This window comes from Streptomyces sp. 8K308 (assembly GCF_004348315.1).
Lineage (GTDB): Bacteria > Actinomycetota > Actinomycetes > Streptomycetales > Streptomycetaceae > Streptomyces.
In genome coordinates this window covers 11097-33067 of the sequence record NZ_SMKC01000008.1, presented here as the reverse complement: position 1 = coordinate 33067, position 21971 = coordinate 11097, and the positions used below count along the sequence as shown (strand labels likewise).

Here is a 21971-nt window from a genome sequence, read left to right as displayed (position 1 = left end):
GACGTCGCGTGCAAGGGGGGGCCGGTGTGAGTTTCGCGGTTCTCACCTGCACCTTCCCGAGATGATCTACACTCGGCGGGTTGCGTCGAATCGCACCTGCGATGTTCCTGCGGGGAGCCGCTGCGGTTTTGTGAGGGGCTTGGTGTGGTGCTGAATTAGTACGGTTGTGTCGTTTCCTCGTCTGGACGGCCGGATAATCTTTGGCCGGGATGTCGGCTCTGCTGCTCTTGAGGGGTTCTGAGACTGTATGGTGCGTGAAACTAACGGACCGGCGGCACCGTTGAGCGGATCGCACGAGCCGGTGGCCGTCGTGGCCATGGGCTGTCGGTTCCCGGGCGGAGTCACCGGTCCCGACGAGCTGTGGCGGCTGCTGGCCGACGGCCGGGACGCCATCGGCCCCTTCCCCGAGGACCGCGGCTGGGACCTGGCGGGCGCCGCCGCCGAAGACCCGGGCACGCCAGGCCACAACTACCAGCGCGAGGCTGGCTTCATCCACGACGCCAACCGGTTCGACGCGGCGTTCTTCGGGATCTCGCCACGTGAGGCGCTGGCGATGGATCCGCAGCAGCGACTGCTGCTCGAGACCTCCTGGGAGACCCTGGAGCGCGCCGGCATCGACCCGACCACCCTGCGCGGCAGCGACACCGGCGTCTTCGTCGGCGCCATGCCGACCGACTACGGCCCCCGCATGGACGAGGGATCGCCGCTCGAAGGCCACATCCTCACCGGCACGACGGGCAGCGCCGCATCCGGCCGGATCGCCTACACCCTGGGCCTCGAAGGCCCGGCCCTGACCGTGGACACCGCCTCCTCGGCCTCCCTCGTCGCGGTCCACCTGGCGGTCCGGTCCCTGCGCTCCGGCGAGTGCGATCTTGCCCTGGCCGGCGGCGCCACCGTGATGAGCAGCCTCGGCATGTTCATGGAATTCAGCCGGCAGCGCGGCCTGGCCCCCGACGGCCGCTCCAAGCCGTTCGCCGCCGCGGCGGACGGATTCAGCCTCGCCGAGGGCGTCGGCCTCGTCCTGCTGGAACGCCTGTCGGACGCGCGGCGCAAGGGGCACCAGGTGCTCGCCGTCATCCGCGGCAGCGCCATCAACCAGGACGGCGCGTCCAACGGCCTCACCGCCCCCAGCGGCCCCGCGCAGGAGCGCGTCATCCGGGCGGCCCTGGCGGACGCCGGCCTGACCACCGCGGACGTCGACGCCGTCGAGGCCCATGGCAGCGGCACCACCGTCGGCGACCCGGTCGAGGGCGCCGCGCTGCTGGCCACCTACGGCCAGGACCGGCCAGCTGAACGGCCCCTGCTGCTTGGCTCGTTGAAGTCGAATATCGGCCATACCCAGGCCGCGGCCGGTGTCGCCGGTGTGATCAAGATGGTCATGGCCCTGCGGCACGGTGCGCTGCCCGCGACCCTGCACGTGGACGAGCTGACGCCGCGCGTGGACTGGTCGGCCGGCGCCATGGAGTTGGTGACCCGGCACACGCCGTGGCCCGAGGCGGCCCGGCCCCGGCGCGCAGGCGTCTCCTCGTTTGGCATCAGCGGCACCAACGCGCACGTGATCCTGGAGCAGGCGCCGGTCGAGGCCCCCGCCGAGGGTGCCGTGGCGACCGACGGAACGCTGCCCCTCGTGCTGTCCGCGAAGACCGCCGAGGCGCTGCGCGAGCAGGCCGGGCGGCTGGCCGACGCGGTGTCGGAACCAGTGGCGCTGGGCCGGGCCCTGGCGGGGGGGCGTGCTTCCCTCGAACACCGCGCCGTGGTCGTCGGCCGGGACGCCGGCGACCTGCGGGAGGGCCTGGCCGCCCTCGCCGCGGGTGACGAGCGGCCCGGCGTCGTCGTGGGCCGGCGCGCCGGCCACCCGGGCGGGACGGTCTTCGTGTTTCCGGGCCAGGGATCGCAGTGGCAGGGCATGGGGGTTGAACTCCTCGACTCCTCACGGGTGTTCGCCGAGCACCTGACGGCCTGCGCGGACGCGCTCGCGCCGTTAACGGGGTGGGACCTGCTGGCGGTGTTGCGTGGCGAGCGGGGTGTGCCGTCGCTTGAGCGGGTGGACGTGGTACAGCCGGCGCTGTTCGCGGTGATGGTCTCGCTGGCCCGGTTGTGGGAGTCGATGGGGGTGCGTCCCGACGCGGTGGTGGGCCACTCCCAGGGCGAGATCGCCGCGGCGTACATCGCGGGGATGCTGTCGTTGTCGGACGCCGCGCGGGTGGTGGCGTTGCGCTCGCGGGCGTTGCGGTCGATCGTCGGCCGGAGCGGGATGGCCTCGCTGCCACTGGGCGCCGACGCGGCGCGCGAGCTGATCGGCTCACGAGCCGGGCGGATATCGGTCGCCGCGGTCAACGGCCCCACCAGCACGGTCGTTTCGGGCGAGGACGAGGCGTTGGACGAGCTGTTGGCTCGTTGCGAGAAAAAGGGTATCAGCGCCCGGCGGATCGCCGTCGACTACGCCTCCCACTCGCCGCAGGTCGAGACGATCCGCGACGAACTGCTGAAACTGCTGGCCCCGATCGAAGCACGCCCGGGCGACGTGCCCTTCCACTCCACCGTGGCCGGCCGCGCCGCCGGTCCGCTCCCGGCCGACGTGCCGCTGGACGCCGCCTACTGGTACGAGAACCTGCGCCAGACCGTCGAGTTCGAGACCGCGACCCGGAACCTGCTCGCCGCCGGTCACACCCTTTTCGTGGAGACCAGCGCCCACCCGGTGCTGACCGTCGGCGTCGAGGAGGCCATCGCCACGCACGCCCCCGAGGCCGGCGCCACCGTCACTGGCACGCTGCGCCGAGGCGAGGGCGGCTGGTCACGGCTGCTGACCTCCCTCGCCGACGCGCACGTCCACGGTGGGGTGACCCCAGACTGGTCGGCCGCGATCGGCGAAGGGTCGATCGACGCCACCGCGCTGCCCACCTACCCTTTCCAGCGCCAGACGTATTGGGCGGACAACGGCGCCGCGGCCCATGTGGCATCCGCCGGCCTCGACACCCCGGAGCACCCGCTGCTCGGCGCCGGCACCGCGCTCGCCGACGGCGAGGGACACCTCTTCACCAGCGCTCTCGCCACCCGCTCCCACCCCTGGCTCGCCGACCACGCCCTCGGCGACGCACCGCTGCTGCCGGCTGCCGCCCTTGTCGAACTCGCCCTCGCCGCCGGCGAGTCGGCCGGCGCTGGCGAACTGCGCGAGCTGCGCCTCGACACCCCGCTGCGGCTGCCCGAGTCCGCCGCCGCGCAACTTCAACTGCGGCTCGGCCCCCCGGACGCGGACGGCCGGCGCGCGCTCACCATCAGCTCCCGCGTCGCGGGGGAGGCCGACTGGACCCGGCACGCCACCGGCTCGTACGGCCCAGGTGACCCCGCCGTCACCGGTCGCACGTCCGAACTCGCCGCCTGGCCGCCGGCCGGCGCGATCCCCCTGGACCTCGACCCGCTGTGCGACCGGCTCGCGGCCCGCGGCCACCAGTACGGCCCCGCCTTCCAGGCGCTCCGAGCCGCCTGGCGACACGGGGAGGACCTGTTCGCCGAGTTGGCGATCCCCGCGGAGACCGCCGACACCGATCGCTACGCCCTGCACCCCACGTTGCTCGAGGCCGCCCTCCAACCGGCCTTCGCCGTCACGGAGTCCGACCGGCCGTGGCTGGCGCGCGACTGGTCCGGGGTCCGGGTGCACACCACCGGCGCCCGCGCGCTGCGGGCACGCCTCACCCGCGTCGGCGACGACCGCTTCGCGATGCTGCTCGCCGACCCGACCGGCGGCATGGTCTTCAGCGCCGAGTCCGTGACCATCGGGCGACTCGCCGCCGATGAGCTGCCGCCCGCGCGCGGCGCCCGTGCGGAGCCCGTCCTGCGGCTCGACTGGCTGCCGCTGCCGTCGTCGGCTCGAACGACCGCCCCCGAGCCCGCCACCTGGGCCGTCGTCGGCGAGGACGACCTGGGTCTCGATCTGCCCCGACACACCAGGCTCTCCGCCGTCGCGCAGGGCGACGGGCCGCCGCCCGGGGTGATCCTCACCGCCGCCGTCCCACGCGAGGCCGATTCGGCCGAGGAGCTTCCGCCGGTCGCCGCCCGCCGTGCCATCCGGCGCGTGTCGGCCCTGCTCCGCGGCTGGCTCGGCGACGAGCGACTGAGCACGGGATCCCGGTTGGTGATCGTCTCGCGCGGCGCCGTGGCCGCCTGTCCCGGCCAGGCCGTCGACGGGCTCGCCGACGCCGCGGTCTGGGGCCTGGTGCGCTCGGTGCAGCGGCAACACCCGGGCCGCGTCACCGTCGTCGACCTCGACGCGGCCAGCCCCGCCGACGCCGCGCTGGCCGCGGCCGTCGCCACCGGCGAACCCCAACTCGCCGTCGTGGACGGTGTCCTGTACGTGCCCCGGCTGCGGCGTGACACCTCGTCCCCGGACGCCGGCCGGGCCGCGCTCCCGGCCACCGGGACCACGCTGATCACCGGCTTCCCCGGCCCGCGGGCCGGCACGATCGCCAGGCACCTCGCCACCACCCGCCCCGGCGCCCGGCTGCTGCTGCTCGGCCGGCGTGCCGCCGACGCCCCCGGCCTGGCCCAGCTCCGTGCCGAGCTCGCCGAACTCGGCGCCGAGGTGACCATCAGGGCCTGCGACATCGCCGACCGACAGGCGCTCGCCGGAGCGCTCGCCGACCTGCCGACCGCGCACCCGCTGACCGCCGTCGTGCACGGCGCCGGGGCCCAGGACGACGGGATCCAGCGGACGATCGCGGCCGCCTGGCACCTGCACGTCCTCACCCGCGACCACGCGCCCGCGCTGTCGGAGTTCACGCTGCTCGCCTCGACCGCCGGGCTGCTGGGCGCCGCGGACGGCCGCAACGGCGCCGACACCGACGCGTTCCTCGCCGCCCTCGCCGCGCACCGCCGCGCGGCAGGCCTGCCCGCCACCGTGCCCCACCTCGGTCTTGACGGCGACGCCGCGCTCGGCCTCGAACCGCCCCGCACGGAACGGGCCCTGGCCCTGCTCGCCCGGGGTGGGGCCGCGGAGCCCCGACTCGCCGCCGGCCTCGACCTCGTCGCCCTGCGTCGCCACGCCGCCGACGACAGCCTTCCCGTCGTGCTGCGCGGCCTGCTCCCCGAGCGCGCCCGCCGCGCCGCCCACCCGGACCAGGACGCGCCCGCCACCAGCGGCGACCCCGCCGCCGCCCGGGATTTCTCCCACCTCGTCCGTACCCATATCGCGGCGGTTCTGGGCCATGGCACCGCCGAGTCCGTGGACGTCGAGGCCACGTTCAAGTCCCTCGGCTTCGACTCGCTCACCGGCGTCGAACTGCACAGGCGCCTCGCCCCCGCCACCGGCCTGCGACTGCCCACCGCACTCATCTACGACCACCCCACCCCCGGCGCGCTGATTGCCTACCTGGAGGACCGCCTGGGCGTCACCGTCGGCGCCACCCGGGCGACGGCACCCGCGATGAGCCCGGCCGTCGCCGACGATCCCATCGCCATCGTCTCGATCGGCTGCCGCTATCCGGGAGACGTGCGGTCACCCGAGGACCTGTGGCGGCTGCTCACCGAAGGCGTCGACGCCGTCGGCGACTTCCCCACCACCCGCGGCTGGGACCTGGACGCCCTCTACGACCCGGAGCCGGGCAAGCCGGGCAAGACCTACACCCGCCACGGCACGTTCCTGCGGGACGCCGACGCGTTCGACGCCGCGTTCTTCGGAATCTCGCCGCGTGAGGCGCTGGCGATGGACCCGCAGCAGCGTTTGCTGCTCGAGACGGCGTGGGAGGCGCTGGAACGGGCCGGGATCGACCCGACCAGTCTGCGCGGCAGCGACACCGGCGTCTTCGTCGGCGTCATGCCGCAGGACTACGGGCCGCGCGCCACCCAGGCGCCCGAGCAGCTCAGTGGCTCGCTGCTGACCGGCAAAACCACGAGCGTGGCCTCCGGCCGCATCGCCTACGCGCTCGGCCTCGAAGGCCAGGCCGTCACCGTGGACACCGCCTGCTCCTCCTCCCTGGTCGCGCTGCACCTCGCCGCCCGGGCGCTGCGCGCGGGCGAGTGCCGGCTGGCGCTGGCCGGCGGGGCGACGGTCATGGCGACGCCCGAGATCTTCACCGAGTTCGGCCGCCAACGCGGACTCGCCGCCGACGGACGGATCAAGCCGTTCGCAGCGGCGGCCGACGGCACGGCATGGGGCGAGGGCGTCGGCCTCGTCCTGCTGGAGCGGCTGTCGGACGCCCGCCGCAACGGCCACCCGGTCCTGGCACTGGTCCGCGGCTCCGCCGTCAACCAGGACGGCGCCTCCAACGGGCTGACCGCGCCCAACGGCCCGTCGCAGCAGCGGGTGATCAGGCAGGCGCTGGCCGATGCCGGTCTCGCCGCCGCCGACGTCGACGTCGTGGAGGCGCACGGCACCGGCACCACCCTGGGCGACCCGATCGAGGCGGGGGCGCTGCTGGCCACCTACGGCCAGGACCGTGCGGCCGAACGGCCACTGCTGCTGGGCTCGGTGAAGTCCAACATCGGCCACACCCAGGCGGCGGCCGGCATCGCGGGCGTCATCAAGTCGGTGCTAACGATGCGGCACGGCGTACTGCCCGCCACCCTGCACGTGGACGAGCCCACCCCGCACGTCGACTGGACGAGCGGCGCCGTCGAGCTGGTGACCGAGACCACCGGCTGGCCCGCCGTGGACCGGCCGCGCCGCGCGGCCGTCTCCTCGTTCGGCATCAGCGGCACCAACGCCCACGTCATCCTCGAACAGGCCCCGGCCTCGCCCCCCGCCCCGTCCGTGCCGTCCGCGCCGAGCGGTGAGACCCCTGTGCTCTGGCCGCTCTCCGCCAGGACGCCGGACGCCCTGCGCGCCCAGGCCGGTCGGCTGCTCGACCATCTCGACGCCACACCGGCGCCGGACCTCGCCGCCATCGGGCACACCCTCGCCACCGGCCGTGCCGCGCTCGAAAGCCGGGCCGTCACCGTGGGGCATACCCTGCCCGAACTCCGGACGGCGCTCGGGGCGTTGGCGGCAGGCCGGACCGACGCCGGCCTCGTCGTGGGCGCTCCCGACGGCGCCCCGGGGCGCACGGCGTTCCTCCTCGCCGGCCAGGCCGCCCAGCGGGCCGCCATGGGGGCCGGACTGTACCGCGCGGTGCCCGCTTTCGCCGAGGCACTCGACGACGTCTGCCAGCATCTCGACCCGCACCTCGACCGGCCGCTGCGGCCCCTGCTGCTCGCCGACCCGCACACCCCGGAAGCCGCCCTCCTCGACCAGACCCGCTACGCGCAACCCGCGCTGTTCGCCGTCGAGATCGCGCTTCACCGGCTGATCACCCGGCTCGGCATCACGCCGGACCTTCTCATCGGCCACTCCCTCGGCGAACTCGTCGCCGCCCATCTGGCCGGCGTGCTCTCCCTGCCGGACGCGGCCACCCTGGTGGCCGCGCGCGGTCGGCTGATGCAGGACGCCACCCCCGGCGGGGTGATGATCGCCGTCCAACTCCCCGAGGCCGAGGTGGCGGCCGCGCTCGCCGACCTCACGGACCGCGTCGTCATCGCCGCTGTCAACGGGCCGCGCAGCACCGTGCTCGCCGGCGAGGCCGAGGCGACCCGCGAGGTCGCCGCCCGGCTCGCCCCGCGCCCCGAACACCGCCGAGAGTTGCGGGTCTCGCACGCGTTCCACTCGCCACACATGGACGGCGTGCTCGCCGAGTTCCGCGCCGTCGCCGGCACCGTCAGCTACCACCCCCCGACGATCCCCGTCGTCTCCAACGTCACGGGCCAGCTCGCCACCACGGAGCAGCTGACCAGCCCCGACTACTGGGCCGAGCACATCAGGCGGCCCGTCCGCTTCCGGGACGGCGTCGCCACCCTGCGCGCGCTCGGCACCACCACCTACCTCGAACTCGGACCCGACGCGGCCCTGGCGGGCCTGGCCGAGGAGACCCTGGCCGCCGCGCACTCCACCGGCCACCTCACCACGGCGGTGCTGAGCCGCCGCCACCCGGAGCCGGTCGCCCTGTGGACCGCACTGGCCCGACTGCACGTCCATGGGATCTCCCCGGACTGGGCCGGTCTGTTCGGCGAGGCGGCCGGTGCCGCCACCGACCTGCCCACCTACGCCTTCGAGCGGCAGCGGTTCTGGGCGGGAGCCGCCACACCCGGCCGCCTGGCCGGGGCCGACGCGGTGGACCACCCGCTGATCGACGCCCGGCTGGTGCTGGCCGACGACGAGGGCGAGTTGCTGACCGGGAGCCTCGCCACCGCCGCGCTGCCCTGGATGACCGACCACACCATCGCCGACACGCCGCTCTTCCCGGCTGCGGGCTTCGCCGAACTCGTCCTCACCGCTGGCGACTTGGTCGGCTGCCAAGTGCTGGGCGAGCTGACGCTCGAGACCCCGCTCGCGCTGCCCGACGGCGGTACCGTCCAGCTCCAGGTTCGCGTCGGCGGCCCCGACGACGCCGGACGGCGCTCCCTCACCGTTCACTCCCGCGTCCGCGAGGACGCGTCGTGGACCCGGCACGCCGCCGGGCGCCTCGCACCCGACGACGCGCGGGAGCCGGCCGGCGACCCGCTCACCCCGTGGCCGCCAACCGAAGCCGAGGCCCTCGACGTCGACGACGTGTACGCCGGCCTCGCCGACCGCGGCTACCGGTACGGCCCCGCCTTCCGGGGCCTGCGCGCCGCCTGGCGGCGCGGGGGCGAACTCCTCGCCGAGGTCGAGCTGCCCGACACCGTCGAGCACGGCCAGGCCGGCGGCGACTTCGCCCTCCACCCCACGCTGCTCGACGCGGCCCTCCACCTGGCCGCCGCCGAGGAGACCGGCCGGCTGCGACTGCCCTTCGCCTGGTCGGGACTGCGGCTGCACGCCACCGGCGCCCGCCGGCTGCGGGTGCGGCTCACGCCCACCGGCACGGACCGCCACGCCCTGCTCCTGACCGACACCGACGGGCGGCCCGTGCTGACGGCGGAGGCGCTGACCTGGGCCACGGCCGACGCCGGGCGGCTGGCGGGCTCCGGCACCGCCCGGGACGGCCTTTCGCGGCTCGACTGGCTGCCGCTGGCCGTCCCGACCGAGACGGCGCGCCCCACCGGGTGGGCCGTGCTCGGGGACGACGACCTCGGACTCGGCGGCCGCCGCTACCCCGACCCGTCCGCGATCGAGGAACCCTTCCCCGAGGTGGTTCTCGCACCGGTCGCCGGCCCGGACCCCGACCGGTCGCTGCCCGACGCCGTCACGCACGCCACAGAGCGGGTGCTCGACCTCCTGCAGCGGTGGCTGGCCGAAGAGCGGACCGCCGCCTCGCGCCTGGTGCTGGTGACCCGCGGGGCGACGACGGGCACCGACACGGCCGCCCTGGCCCAGGCCGCGGTCTGGGGCCTGGTGCGGTCGGCCCAGACCGAGCACCCCGGCCGGTTCTCCCTGGTCGACTTGGCGGACGACCACTCCGCCACCGCCTCGGCGCTGCCGGCGGCCGCTGCCGCCGGGGAGCCGCAGGTCGCCGTGCGTGCCGGCGAACTCCTCGTGCCGCGGCTGCGGCGGGTGACCCAGCCGCCGAGCGACACCCCGCGCGACCAGGAAGCCCCGGGCACTGTCCTGATCACCGGCGGCACCGGAGCGCTCGGAGCCCTGCTGGCCCGGTTCTACGCCGTCTCCCGCCCAGGCGGCCATCTGCTGTTGCTGAGCCGGCGGGGCCCGGAGGCCCCGGGGGCCGATCAGCTGCGCGCGGAACTGACCGCGCTCGGCGCCCGGGTCACCATCAGAGCCTGTGACGTGACCGACCGCGCCGCGCTCGCGGCCGAACTCGCCGAGCTGCCGGCGGAGTACCCCCTGACCTCGGTGGTCCACGCGGCGGGCGTGCTTGACGACGCCACCGTCGAGTCCCTGGACGCCGAGCGGCTCGGCCGGGTGCTGCGCCCCAAGGTCGCCGCCGCTTGGCACCTGCACGAGCTCACCGGGAACACCACCCTCGCCGAGTTCGTCCTGTTCTCCTCGATAGCCGGCACGATCGGCACCGCGGGGCAGGCCAACTACGCGGCGGCCAACGCCTTCCTCGACGGCCTCGCGGACCACCGGCGCGGGCTCGGCCTGCCCGCCATCTCGCTCGCCTGGGGGCCATGGGCCGCGGACGGCGGGATGGCGGCGGCGCTGACCGACGTCGACCTCGCCCGCTGGCGCGGCATCGGCATCAGCCCGCTGGCCGAGGACGAGGGCCTCACGCTGTTCGCCCAGGCCCTGAACCTGGACGAGGCCAGGCTGTGCCCGGTGCGGATCGACGCGGCGACGGCGACGTCCAGGACCACGGCCGCCGCCCTGCCCGCGGTCCTACGGGGCCTGGTCAGGACGGCGCGGCGCGTGGTGGCGGCCGGCGAAGGGACCGGCGGTTCCGTGCTCCGGGACCGGCTCGCCGGCCTGCCCGCGGAGAAGGCGGTCGCGGCCGTGCTGGACATGGTGCGTGAGCAGGCGGCGGCCGTGCTCGGCATGCGGGACGCGGCGGCCGTCGAACCCGAACGCCCCTTCAGGGAACTCGGCTTCGACTCGCTGGCCGCCGTCGAGTTGCGGAACGGGCTCAACACGGCCACCGGCTCGCGGCTGCCCACGACGCTGGTCTTCGACCACCCGACCCCCCTCGCGCTGGCCCGCTTCCTCGCCGTCGAGCTGGGCGCCGCCGGCGCCCCGGCGACCGCCTCCGCCCCACGGCTGATCCCGCACGCCTCGGACGAGCCGGTGGCGATCGTGGCGGTCGGCTGCCGCTACCCCGGCGGGGTGCGCTCGCCGCAGGACCTGTGGCGCCTTGTGACGGACGGCGCGAACGCGGTCGGCGAGTTCCCCACCGACCGTGGCTGGGACACGCACGCGCTCTATGACCCGGAGCCGGGAGTGCCGGGGAAGACCTACACCCGCCACGGCACGTTCCTCTACGACGCGGCGGGCTTCGACGCCGAGTTCTTCGGGATCTCGCCGCGCGAGGCGCTGGCGATGGACCCGCAGCAGCGGCTGTTGCTCGAGACCTCGTGGGAGACGCTCGAACGGGCCGGGATCGATCCCCGGGGGCTGCGCGGCAGCCGGACCGGCGTCTTCGTCGGCGTCATGCACCACGACTACGGCGCGCGGCTCGCCGAGATACCCGACGCCGTCTCCGGCTACTACGTGAACGGCACCGCGGGCAGCGTCGCGTCCGGCCGGGTGTCGTACGCCTTCGGCTTCGAGGGGCCGGCGATCACGGTGGACACGGCGTGCTCCTCCTCGCTGGTCTCGATACACCTCGCCGCACGCGCGCTGCGCTCGGGCGAGTGCGACCTGGCGCTGGCCGGCGGCGTGACCGTGCTGGCGACGCCCGACGTCTTCACCGAGTTCAGCCGGCAGCGCGCGTTGGCGCCCGACGGGCGGATCAAGCCGTTCGCGGCGGCCGCTGACGGCACGTCCTGGGGCGAGGGCGTCGGCCTCGTCCTGCTGGAGCGACTGTCGGACGCCCGCCGCAACGGTCACCAGGTGCTGGCACTGGTCCGTGGCTCCGCGGTGAACCAGGACGGGGCGTCGAACGGGCTGACCGCGCCCAACGGGCCGTCCCAACAGCGGGTGATCCGCGATGCGTTGGCGAGTGCCGGGCTCGGCACGTCGGACGTGGACGTGGTGGAGGCGCACGGCACGGGCACGACGCTGGGTGATCCGATCGAGGCGGGCGCCCTGTTGGCCACCTACGGGCAGGGCCGGCCGGAGGAACGGCCGCTGCTGCTTGGCTCGGTGAAGTCCAACATCGGCCACACCCAGGCCGCCGCCGGCGTGGCCGGCGTGATCAAGATGGTCGAGGCCATGCGACACGGCGTCGTACCGAGGACGCCGCACGTGGATGAGCCGACGCCACACGTCGACTGGTCGGCCGGGGCCGTCGAACTGGTCACCGAGAACACGCCCTGGCCCGAGGTCGGCCGCCCCCGCCGCGCCGGCGTCTCCTCGTTCGGCGTCAGCGGGACCAACGCCCACCTCGTCCTGGAGGAGGCGCCGGTCGACGAAACGCCCCGTGCCGCCCCTCTGACGGACGGTACGCTGCCGCTCGTCCTCTCGGCGAGGAGCGGCGCGGCCCTGCGTGAGCTGGCCGGCCGCCTGCTGGCCGCCCCGCTCGACCCAGCCACCCCGGAGCTCGCGTACGCCCTGGCCGCGGGGCGCGCACCCCTCGAACACCGTGCCGTCGTGGTGGGCCGCGGGGCGGCGGAGATCCGGTCGGGACTCGTGGCGCTGAGCACCGGCGAGGGGGCGCCGGGGCTCGTGGTGGGATCGGCGCCGACCCGCCCCGGTGGGACGGTGTTCGTGTTCCCCGGCCAGGGAACGCAGTGGCCTGGCATGGCGACGGAACTGCTCAGCTCCGCGCCGATGTTCGCCCGGCAACTGACGGCCTGCGCCGAGGCACTGGCCCCGTTCACCGACTGGGACCTGCTGGCGGTGCTGCGCGGCGAGGTGGACGCCGCGTCGTTGGAGCGGGTCGACGTCGTCCAGCCGGCCCTGTTCGCGGTGATGGTCTCACTGGCACGGCTGTGGGAGTCGCTCGGCGTGCGCCCGGACGCCGTCGTCGGACACTCGCAGGGCGAGATCGCCGCGGCGCACGTCGCCGGCATGCTCTCGCTCGAGGACGCGGCGCGGATCGTGGCCCTGCGGTCCCGGGCGCTCCGCGGTCTCGCGGGACGGGGCGCCATGGTGTCGCTGGCCCTGGGGGCCCTGGAGGCGCGCGAACTCATCGCGCCGTGGTCGGGACGGATCTCCGTGGCCGCCGTCAACGGCCCCGCGGCCACCGTCGTGTCGGGTGACACCGACGCGTTGGCCGAACTGCTGACCCGGTGCGAGGGCGAGGATGTCCGAGCCCGGCGGATCGCCGTGGACTACGCCTCGCACTCGCCCCAGGTGGCGTCTATCCGGGAGGAGTTGCTCGACCTCCTGGCCCCCGTGCGACCGCGCACCGGCGATCTGCCGTTCTACTCGACGGTGGCCGGCCATGACGGGGGTCCGCTCGACGCCGCCTACTGGTACCAGAACCTGCGCGGAACGGTGGAGTTCGAGCCCGCGATCCGGAGGCTGCTCGCGGACGGCCACACCCTGTTCGTCGAGACGAGCGCCCACCCGGTGCTCACCGTCGGGCTCGAGGAGACCGTCGCGGCACACGCACCGGAGGCCCGCGTGTCCGTCACCGGGACCCTGCGGCGGGACGAGGGCGGCTGGCGGCGGCTGCTGACCTCGCTGGCCACGGCGCACGTGCACGGCGGCGCCGTGCCCGACTGGCGGGCCGTCTTCGGCGAGCGGCCGATTGACGCGGCCGGGCTCCCCACCTACCCCTTCCAGCGCCGTGCGTACTGGCTGAAGAACCCGCCGTCGACGAGCGACCCCGTGACACTCGGCCTCGCCCGCGCGGACCACCCCCTGCTGGTCGCCGCCATTCCGCTGGCCGAGGCGGACGAGCACGTCCTCACGGGTAACCTGTCCCCGCGCACCCATCGCTGGCTGGCCGACCACGCCGTTCGGGGCAGCGTGCTGCTGCCGGCCACCGCGATGGTCGAACTCGCCGTCCGGGCCGGCGACCAGGTGGGCTGCGGCCACCTGGAGGAACTCACCCTCGGCACCCCCCTGGTACTGCCCACCGGCGGCACCACGACCATCCAGGTCCACGTCGGCTCCCCGGACGAGCACGGGCGCCGCGCCCTGACCCTGTACGCCCGCCCCGCGGCGTCCTCGGCCGAAGGACCGTGGACCACACACGCCACGGGCACCCTCACGCCCGAGCGCCCCCGCACCCCGGAACCGACGGGCGAGGAGACCGTCTGGCCCCCGGTCGGAGCCACGCCGATCGACCCGTCGGACCTCTACGACCGGCTGGCCGGACGCGGTTACGCCTACGGTCCGGCGTTCCGCGGACTCACCGCGGCCTGGCGGCTCGACACCACCCTCTACGCCGAGGTCACCCTTCCCGAGGAGGCGGGCGAGCCCGACGGGTTCGGCCTGCACCCCGCCCTGTTCGACGCCGCCCTGCACATCGCCCTGCCCACCACAGGAGAGACCCGGGTTCCCTTCTCCTGGCAGGACGTCAGGCTGCACGCCACGGGCGCGCGCACGCTGCGGGCGCGCGTCGACACGGGCGACCCCGAGACGGTGCGGGTCTCCCTCAGCGATCCGGCGGGCACCCCCGTGCTCGAGGCGGGTGCCCTGGCACTGCGAGCGCTCGGGGACGTCGACCGGGCCGCCGTCGCCCAGGACCTGCACCATGTCGTCTGGCGCCCCGCGCCGTCGACCGAAGGCTCGGGGCCCACGCGCCTGGCGGTGCTTGGGGAGCACTCCGAGGCGGTGGAGCTGGCAGCCGCCCTGGACGCCGCGGGCTTCGAGGTCACCGGCTGGCCGGACCTGGCGGCCCTGCGCGCCGCCGCTGGACCTCCGCCGGACGCCGTGGTGGTTCCCTGCGCCCCGCCGGACGATCCGGCCGACACACCGCGGGCGGCGCACGAGGTCACCCGGCGGACGCTGGAACTGCTCCGGGACTGGCTGGCTGATCCGGGCGTGTCTTCCGGCACCGGCCGGGCGGAGCCCGCCGGCACCAGACTCATCCTGGTCACCCGGCGCGCGGTCGCCGCGCGCGAGGGCGAGGACGTGCCGGGCATCGTGGCCGCCCCCGTCTGGGGCCTGGTCCGCTCGGCCCAGACCGAGAACCCGGGTCTCCTGACCCTCGTCGACCACGACGGCACGGTCGCCTCGCTGCGCGCGCTGCCGGCCGCGTTCGCCACCGAGGAGCCGCAACTGGCGCTGCGCGACGGCTCGGTGACTGTGCCCAGGCTCCTCGCCGCCGTCTCGGAGCCCGAGCTCTCCCCGCCGCCGTCCGGCGCCTGGCGGTTGGACTTCACCTCCCGTGGCTCGGTGGCGGATCTCGCGTTCCTGCCGCACCCCGCCTACGACCAGCCGCTCGGCGCAGGTCAGGTTCGGGTCGCGTTGCGGGCGGCCGGCCTCAACTTCAGGGACGTGATGACGGGCCTCGACCGGGTCTCCGACGCCCGCCCGCCCGGCGGCGAAGGCGCCGGGGTGGTGCTCGACACCGGCCCGGAGGTGACGGGGTTGAAACCCGGAGACCGGGTGATGGGCGTCTTCGTAGACGGCACAGGCCCGATCGTCGTCGCCGACCAGCGGTTGCTGGTCCGGATGCCCAGCGGCTGGTCCTTCACCGAGGCCGCGACCATCCCCGTGGCCTTCCTCACGGCCGCCTACGCGCTCACCGACCTGGCCGCGCTCCGGCCTGGCGAGACGCTCCTCGTCCACGCCGCCACCGGCGGCGTCGGCATGGCGGCCGTGTGGCTGGCCCGACGGCTGGGCGCCGAGGTGTACGGCACGGCAAGCCCTGGCAAGTGGGCCACGCTGCGCGCCCAGGGGGTGGCCGAAGACCACATGGCCAGCTCCCGGACGCTGGAGTTCGAGGAGACCTTCCGCGCCGCCACCGGCGGCCGCGGCGTCGACGTCGTCCTCAACGCCCTGGCCGGCGAGTACACGGACGCCTCGATGCGACTGCTCGCTCCCGGCGGGCGGTTCGTGGAGATGGGCAAGACCGACATCCGCCGCCCGGGCGAGGCCGGCGTCCCGACGGACGGCCGCTACCGGGCGTTCGACCTGATGGAGGCCGGCGAGGACCGCATCCGGGAACTGCTCACGGCGCTGCGGGACGACTGCGAGAGCGGCGTCCTTCGGCCGTTGCCCGCCACCACCTGGGACATCCGGCAGGCGACCTCGGCGCTGCGGCACCTGGCCCTGGCCAGGCACACCGGCAAGGTCGTCCTGACCATCCCGCCCACGGTCCACCCGAGGTCACGGCCCGGGGCCAGGGGCACGGTGCTGATCACGGGCGGCACCGGCACCCTCGGACGGCTGGTGGCTCGCCACTACGCGATCTCGGGACGGGTCGGCCACGTGCTGCTCGCCGGCCGGCGTGGCCCCGACAGCCCGGGCGCGGCCGAACTCGTCGCCGAACTCGCCGAATCGGGCGTGAGCGCCACCGTCGTGGCGGGCGACACGGCCGACCGGGAGGCGGTGGCGCGCCTGTTGGACGCCGTCCCGGCCGAACACCCGCTGACCGCCGTGGTGCACGCCGCCGGTGTGCTGGACGACGGCGTGCTGCTCAGCCAGACGCCGGGGCGCCTCGCCGCGGTGCTGCGGCCGAAGGTCGACGCCGCCTGGCACCTCCACGAGCTGACCCGGGAACTCGACCTGGACGAGTTCGTCCTCTTCTCCTCGGCCGCCGGCACCCTGGGCACCTCGGGGCAGGCCAACTACGCGGCCGCCAACGTCTTCCTGGACGCGCTCGCCGCCCACCGGCGGGCCCAGGGACTCCCGGCCGTCTCCCTGGCCTGGGGACGGTGGGCCCGGGCCAGCGAGATGACCGGCCACCTCGAACAGGCCGACCTGACCCGGATCGCGCGCCTCGGTCTGATCCCGATCTCCGACGAACACGGCCTGGCGCTCCTCGACGCGGCCCGGGAAGCCGACCGGCCCGCAATGCTGCCGAGCGGGGTCGACCGGGCCGCGGTGCGCGCCCTGGAACACCCGCCGGCGCCGCTGCGCGGACTGGTGCAGGACGGACCTCGCCGCACCGCCCTGACCACCACCGCTGCCGATGCCGCGGACGGAGGGTTGGCGCGGCGCCTGCTCCGACTGCCGGAGCCGGAGCGCGAGCCCACCGTGCTCGCCCTGCTGACCAACCAGATCGCGACGATCCTGGGCCACACGCCCGGCGACACGATCGACCCGCGCGAGCCGTTCAGGGCCATCGGCTTCGACTCGCTCACCTCCGTCGAACTGCGCAACCGGCTGAACGCGCTGACCGGCCTTCGACTCCCGGCGACGCTGGCCTTCGACCACCCCACGCCGCACGCGCTGGCCGGGGAGCTCACGACCCGCCTCACGGGCCGTCAGGAGCCGGAAGCGCCCGCTGGCACCGAGGAGGCTGGCCACCGGGGCGACGCCGACCCCGTCGTCATCACCGCGATCGGCTGCCGCTACCCGGGCGGCGTGCGTGGCCCCGAGGACCTGTGGCGGCTGGTGGCCTCGGGCACCGACGCCATCACCCCGTTCCCCGCCGACCGCGGCTGGGACCTGGACCACCTGTTCGACCCCGACCCGGACCGACCCGGCACCTCCTACGTGGCGCACGGCGGCTTCCTGACCGACGCGGCCGAGTTCGACGCCGACTTCTTCGGCATCTCGCCGCGCGAGGCGCTGGCGATGGACCCGCAGCAGCGGCTGCTGCTGGAGACGGCGTGGGAGACGATCGAACGCGCCGGCATCGACCCCACCGCGCTGCGCGGCAGCCGCACGGGGGTGTTCGTCGGCGCGGCGGGGCAGGAGTACGGACCCAGGCTGGCGCAGGCGCCCGCCGAACTCGGCGGATCGATACTGACGGGCAACACCACGAGCGTGGTCTCCGGCCGGATCGCCTACACGCTGGGGCTCGAGGGGCCCGCCGTGACCGTCGACACCGCGTGCTCCTCCTCGCTGGTCGCACTGCACCTGGCGGTCCAGGCGCTGCGCTCGGGCGAATGCGACCTGGCACTGGCCGGCGGCGTCACGGTGATGGCGACGCCCGGCATGTTCGTCGAGTTCAGCCGCCAACGCGGGCTGGCCAGGGACGGCCGGATCAAGCCGTTCGCCAAGGCCGCCGACGGCACGGCCTGGTCGGAGGGCGTGGGCCTGCTGCTCGTGGAGCGACTGTCCGACGCACGCCGGCACGGGCGACCCGTGCTGGCCGTCGTCCGGTCCACCGCGACCAACCAGGACGGCGCCTCCAACGGGCTCACCGCGCCCAACGGGCCGTCCCAGCAACGGGTGATCCGGCAGGCGCTGCGGAGCGCCGGTCTCGCCCCGGCCGACATCGACGCCGTGGAGGCCCACGGCACGGGCACCCGCCTCGGCGACCCGATAGAGGCCCAGGCGCTCCTCGCCACCTACGGACAACAGCGGCCCGCCGAACGACCGCTGCTCGTCGGCTCGGTGAAGTCGAACATCGGCCACGCGCAGCTCGCGGCCGGCGTGGCGGGCGTGATCAAGATGGTGGAGGCCATGCGGCACGGGCTGCTGCCCGCCACCCTGCACGTGGACGCGCCGACCGACGAGGTCGACTGGACCACCGGCGCGGTCGAGCTGCTGGCCGAGAACACCGCCTGGCCGGCGGTCGACCGCCCGCGTCGGGCCGGCGTCTCGTCGTTCGGCATCAGCGGCACCAACGCGCACGTGATCCTCGAACAGCCGCCGGCCGAACCGGTGTCCGTGGCGGCCGGCGCGGAAGTGGGCGGAGCGCGGGAGGCCGGGGCGGAAGCCGTGACCGATGCCTATGCCTATGCCGATGCCTATGCCGATGCCTATGCCTATGCCGAGCCGGGAACCCGCGTCGTGGCCTGGCCGCTGTCGGCCAGGAGCGGCCCGGCGCTGCGCGCCCAGGCCCGGCGGATGCTGGATCACCTGGTCGCGCACCCCGAGCCCACGCCCGTCGCCACGGGCCGGGCCCTGGCCGGGACCCGCACCGCCTTCGACCACCGGGCCGTGCTCCTCGGCACCACCCACGCGGACTTCAGGGCCGGGCTCGCCGCGCTCGCCGCTGGCCGGGAGGCGGCCAACCTGGTCACCGGCGTGGCCGGCACCGCCGGCCGGACGGCCCTGCTCCTGACCGGCCAGGGCAGTCAGCGACCGGGCATGGGTCGCGAACTGTACGACGCCTTCCCGTCGTTCGCGGAGGCCATCGACGACGTCTGCGGTCACTTCGCCGACCACCTCGACCGTCCGCTGCGCGAGGTGCTGTTCGCCGACCCCACCTCGGAGGGGGCGTCGCTCATCCACGAGACCCGGTTCGCCCAGCCCGCGCTGTTCGCCCTCCAGGTCGCGCTCCACCGGCTGGTCACGGAGGCCGGGATCGCACCGGACGTGCTGATTGGCCACTCCGTCGGCGAACTCACCGCGGCCCACCTGGCCGGGGTGCTCTCGCTGCCGGACGCCGCCACGCTGGTGGCCGCCCGGGGCCGGCTGATGCAGCGCGCCACCCCTGGCGGGCTGATGATCGCGCTCCAGGCGCCGGAGGACGAGGTCGCCGCCGCCCTGACGGGTCTGGCGGACCGCGTCGCCATCGCGGCCGTGAACTCGCCGCGGGGAACCGTGATCTCCGGCGACGCCGAGGCCGCGGAACGGGTCGCCGCGCACTTCGCGGCACGCGGCGGGCGCCCCCGCAGACTCAGGGTCTCGCACGCCTTCCACTCGCCCCACATGGACGGAGTACTCGACGAGTTCCGGTCCGTCGCCGCGACGCTCGGCTACCATCCGCCGCGGGTTCCCGTCGTCTCCAACGTCACCGGCAAACTCGCCGACGCCGCGCGGCTGACCAGCCCCGACTACTGGGCCGAGCATATCCGCCGCGAGGTGCGGTTCCTGGACGGTGTCCGCACCCTGGAGGCCCTGGGTGTCACCGCCTTCCTCGAACTCGGCCCCGAGGCCGTCCTCAGCGGGCTGGTGCGGGAGAGCCTCGACGGGCGGGGGGACCAGGGCGCCGCCGATCGCGACCCGGCCGTCGTCCCGGCCCTCAGGCGGGACATGGCCGAGCCCGCCGCCCTGTCGCGGGCGCTCGGGGAACTGCACGTCCACGGCGTCGAGCCGGATTGGAACGCGGTCCTCGGCCGATCGACCGAGCCCGCCGTCCCGCTGCCCACCTACGCCTTCCAGCGGAGGCGTTACTGGTACGAGGAGCCGGCCACCGCGGCGCCCGCGTCCGCCGGCGGTGCCGAGCGACTGCTCTGGGAGTCCGTCGAGCGGTCGGACCCCCGGGCCCTGGCCGACGCGCTGAGCCTCGACGACAGGGAGCAGGCCGCCGCGCTGCTGCCGGCGCTCGCCGGTCTCCGCCGGCGCGGCGCCGACCGCGCCGAGCCGGACGCCTGGCGCTACCGCGAGACCTGGCTGCCCCACCGGAGCGTGGAGGCCGGTCCGCCCGAGGGCACCTGGCTGCTCGCCGTTCCCGAACACCTGGCGGGCCACCCCTGGGCGGAGGCGGTAGCGTCCGGCCTCGCCGACCGTGGCGCGAAGCCCCGCCTGCTCCACCTCGACCTCGCCGCGGCCGACCCCCGGCGACTCGTCGAGTCGCTGCGGGCGGCCATCGCCGAGGACGGCGGCGGCCGGCCCGCGGGGCTGCTGTCCCTGCTGGCCCTCGACGAGCGGCCGCACCCCGACTGGTCCGCCCTGCCGGCCGGCCTCGCGCTCAACCTCGCGCTCGTCAGGGCCCTCGGCGAACTCGGAGTCGCCGCACCCCTCTGGTGCGCCACCAGCGGCGCCGTGCCCGAGGCGCTCACCCAGGACGGCCTGAGCCCGGCCCAGGCACAGACCTGGGGCGCCGGGCGGGCCATCGCGCTGGAACACCCCGACCGTTGGGGCGGCCTCATCGATCTGCCCGCCGCCCCGGACGAGCGGAGCGTCGCCCTGCTGTGCGCGGCGCTCGCGGCACCGGACGACGAGGACCAGATCGCGATACGGGCCAGCGGCACCCATGTCCGCCGTCTGGTGCGGGCTCCGCGCACCCAGCCCCCGGCACCTGGTGCCACCCACGCCCCGGACAGGAGCGGCCCGGACGGTGCCGCGGCCAGCGACGGTTGGCGGCCACGCGGCACCACGCTGATCACCGGCGGCACCGGGGCGCTCGGGGGCCGGGTGGCCCGCTGGCTCGCGGGGCGCGGAGCCGAACACCTGCTGCTGGTGAGCCGCCGCGGGCCCCGGGCCGAAGGCGCCGCGGCCCTCGCCGCCGAACTGCGGGCGCTCGGCTCCCGCGTCACGGTGGCGGCCTGTGACACGGCGGACCGCGACGCCCTGGCCCGGCTGCTCGACGAGGTGCCGGCGACCCATCCGGTCCGCTCCGTCGTGCACGCCGCCGGAGTGGCCGCCGACCGGCGCGTCGCCGAAGGGGACCTGGCCGAGTTCGCCGCCGTGCTGTCCGGAAAGGCCATGGGGGCCACGCACCTGGACGCGCTCCTCGGCGACACCCCGCTGGACGCCTTCGTGCTCTTCTCGTCCGTCTCCGGCACCTGGGGGAGCGCCGGCCAGGCAGCCTACGGCGCGGGCAACGCCTACCTGGACGCGCTGGCCAGGCGGCGGCGCGCCGCGGGACTGCCAGCGACCGCGATCGCCTGGGGTCCTTGGGCGGAGTCGGGCCTCGCCAGGGAAGAGCACACCCGGACGTTCCTCAGCAGGCGCGGGGTGCGCCCGATGGCGCCCGAGCGCGCCATCCAGATCCTGGACGAGGCTGTGGCGGGCGACGAGACGGCGCTGACCGTCGCGGACGTCGACTGGGAGCCCTTCGTCCGTGCCTTCACCGCGCTGCGGCCGAGTCCGCTGCTTACCGGCGTCCCCGAGGCACGCCGGCCGGCCACGGACATCGGAGGGCGGGACGCCGACGCGGAGCCCGAGGCGGCGACCGGCACCCCGCTGGCCGACCGGCTCGCCGGGCTCGGCGAACCGGAACGGCGTGCCGCGCTGCTCGACCTGGTGCGCGAGCAGGTGGCGGCCGTGCTCGGCCACGATTCGGCCCAGGAGGTCGGCTCGGCACGGTCGTTCAAGGACCTGGGCTTCGACTCGTTGACCGCGCTGACGCTGCGCGACCGGCTGCAACGGGCCACCGGGCTTCGGCTGCCAGCCACCCTCGCCTACGATCACCCGAGCGCCGGGGCCCTCGCCGGCCGGCTCCACGAGGAGATCACGGGCGGCGAGGAACCGGCGGAGCCCTCGGTCTTCCGTGAGCTCGACCAGTTGGAGAAGACGCTGGCCGCGGTCGACGACACACCCGTCGTCCGGGCCCAGGTGGCCTCCCGGCTGACGAGGCTGCTGGCGGGCTGGCAGGCACAGTCCACGACGACCGATCCGGGCCCGGCCGGCGACGGCCATGTCGCGGCCGACCTCGACGAGGCGTCTGATGACGAGCTCTTCCACATGCTCGGCGACGAGTTCGGGATTTCCTGACGGACGCGTTCCGCAGGGG

The 21971-nt window shown here is 75.3% G+C and carries 1 protein-coding gene; it reads left to right on the top strand.

Annotated features, from left to right (window positions below):
- Positions 1-280 precede the first annotated feature (280 nt).
- A complete protein-coding gene (locus tag E1265_RS38540) occupies positions 281-21952 on the top strand; it encodes a type I polyketide synthase (protein WP_243740488.1) in 21672 nt (7223 codons plus the stop codon).
- The last annotated feature ends 19 nt before the right edge of the window (positions 21953-21971 follow it).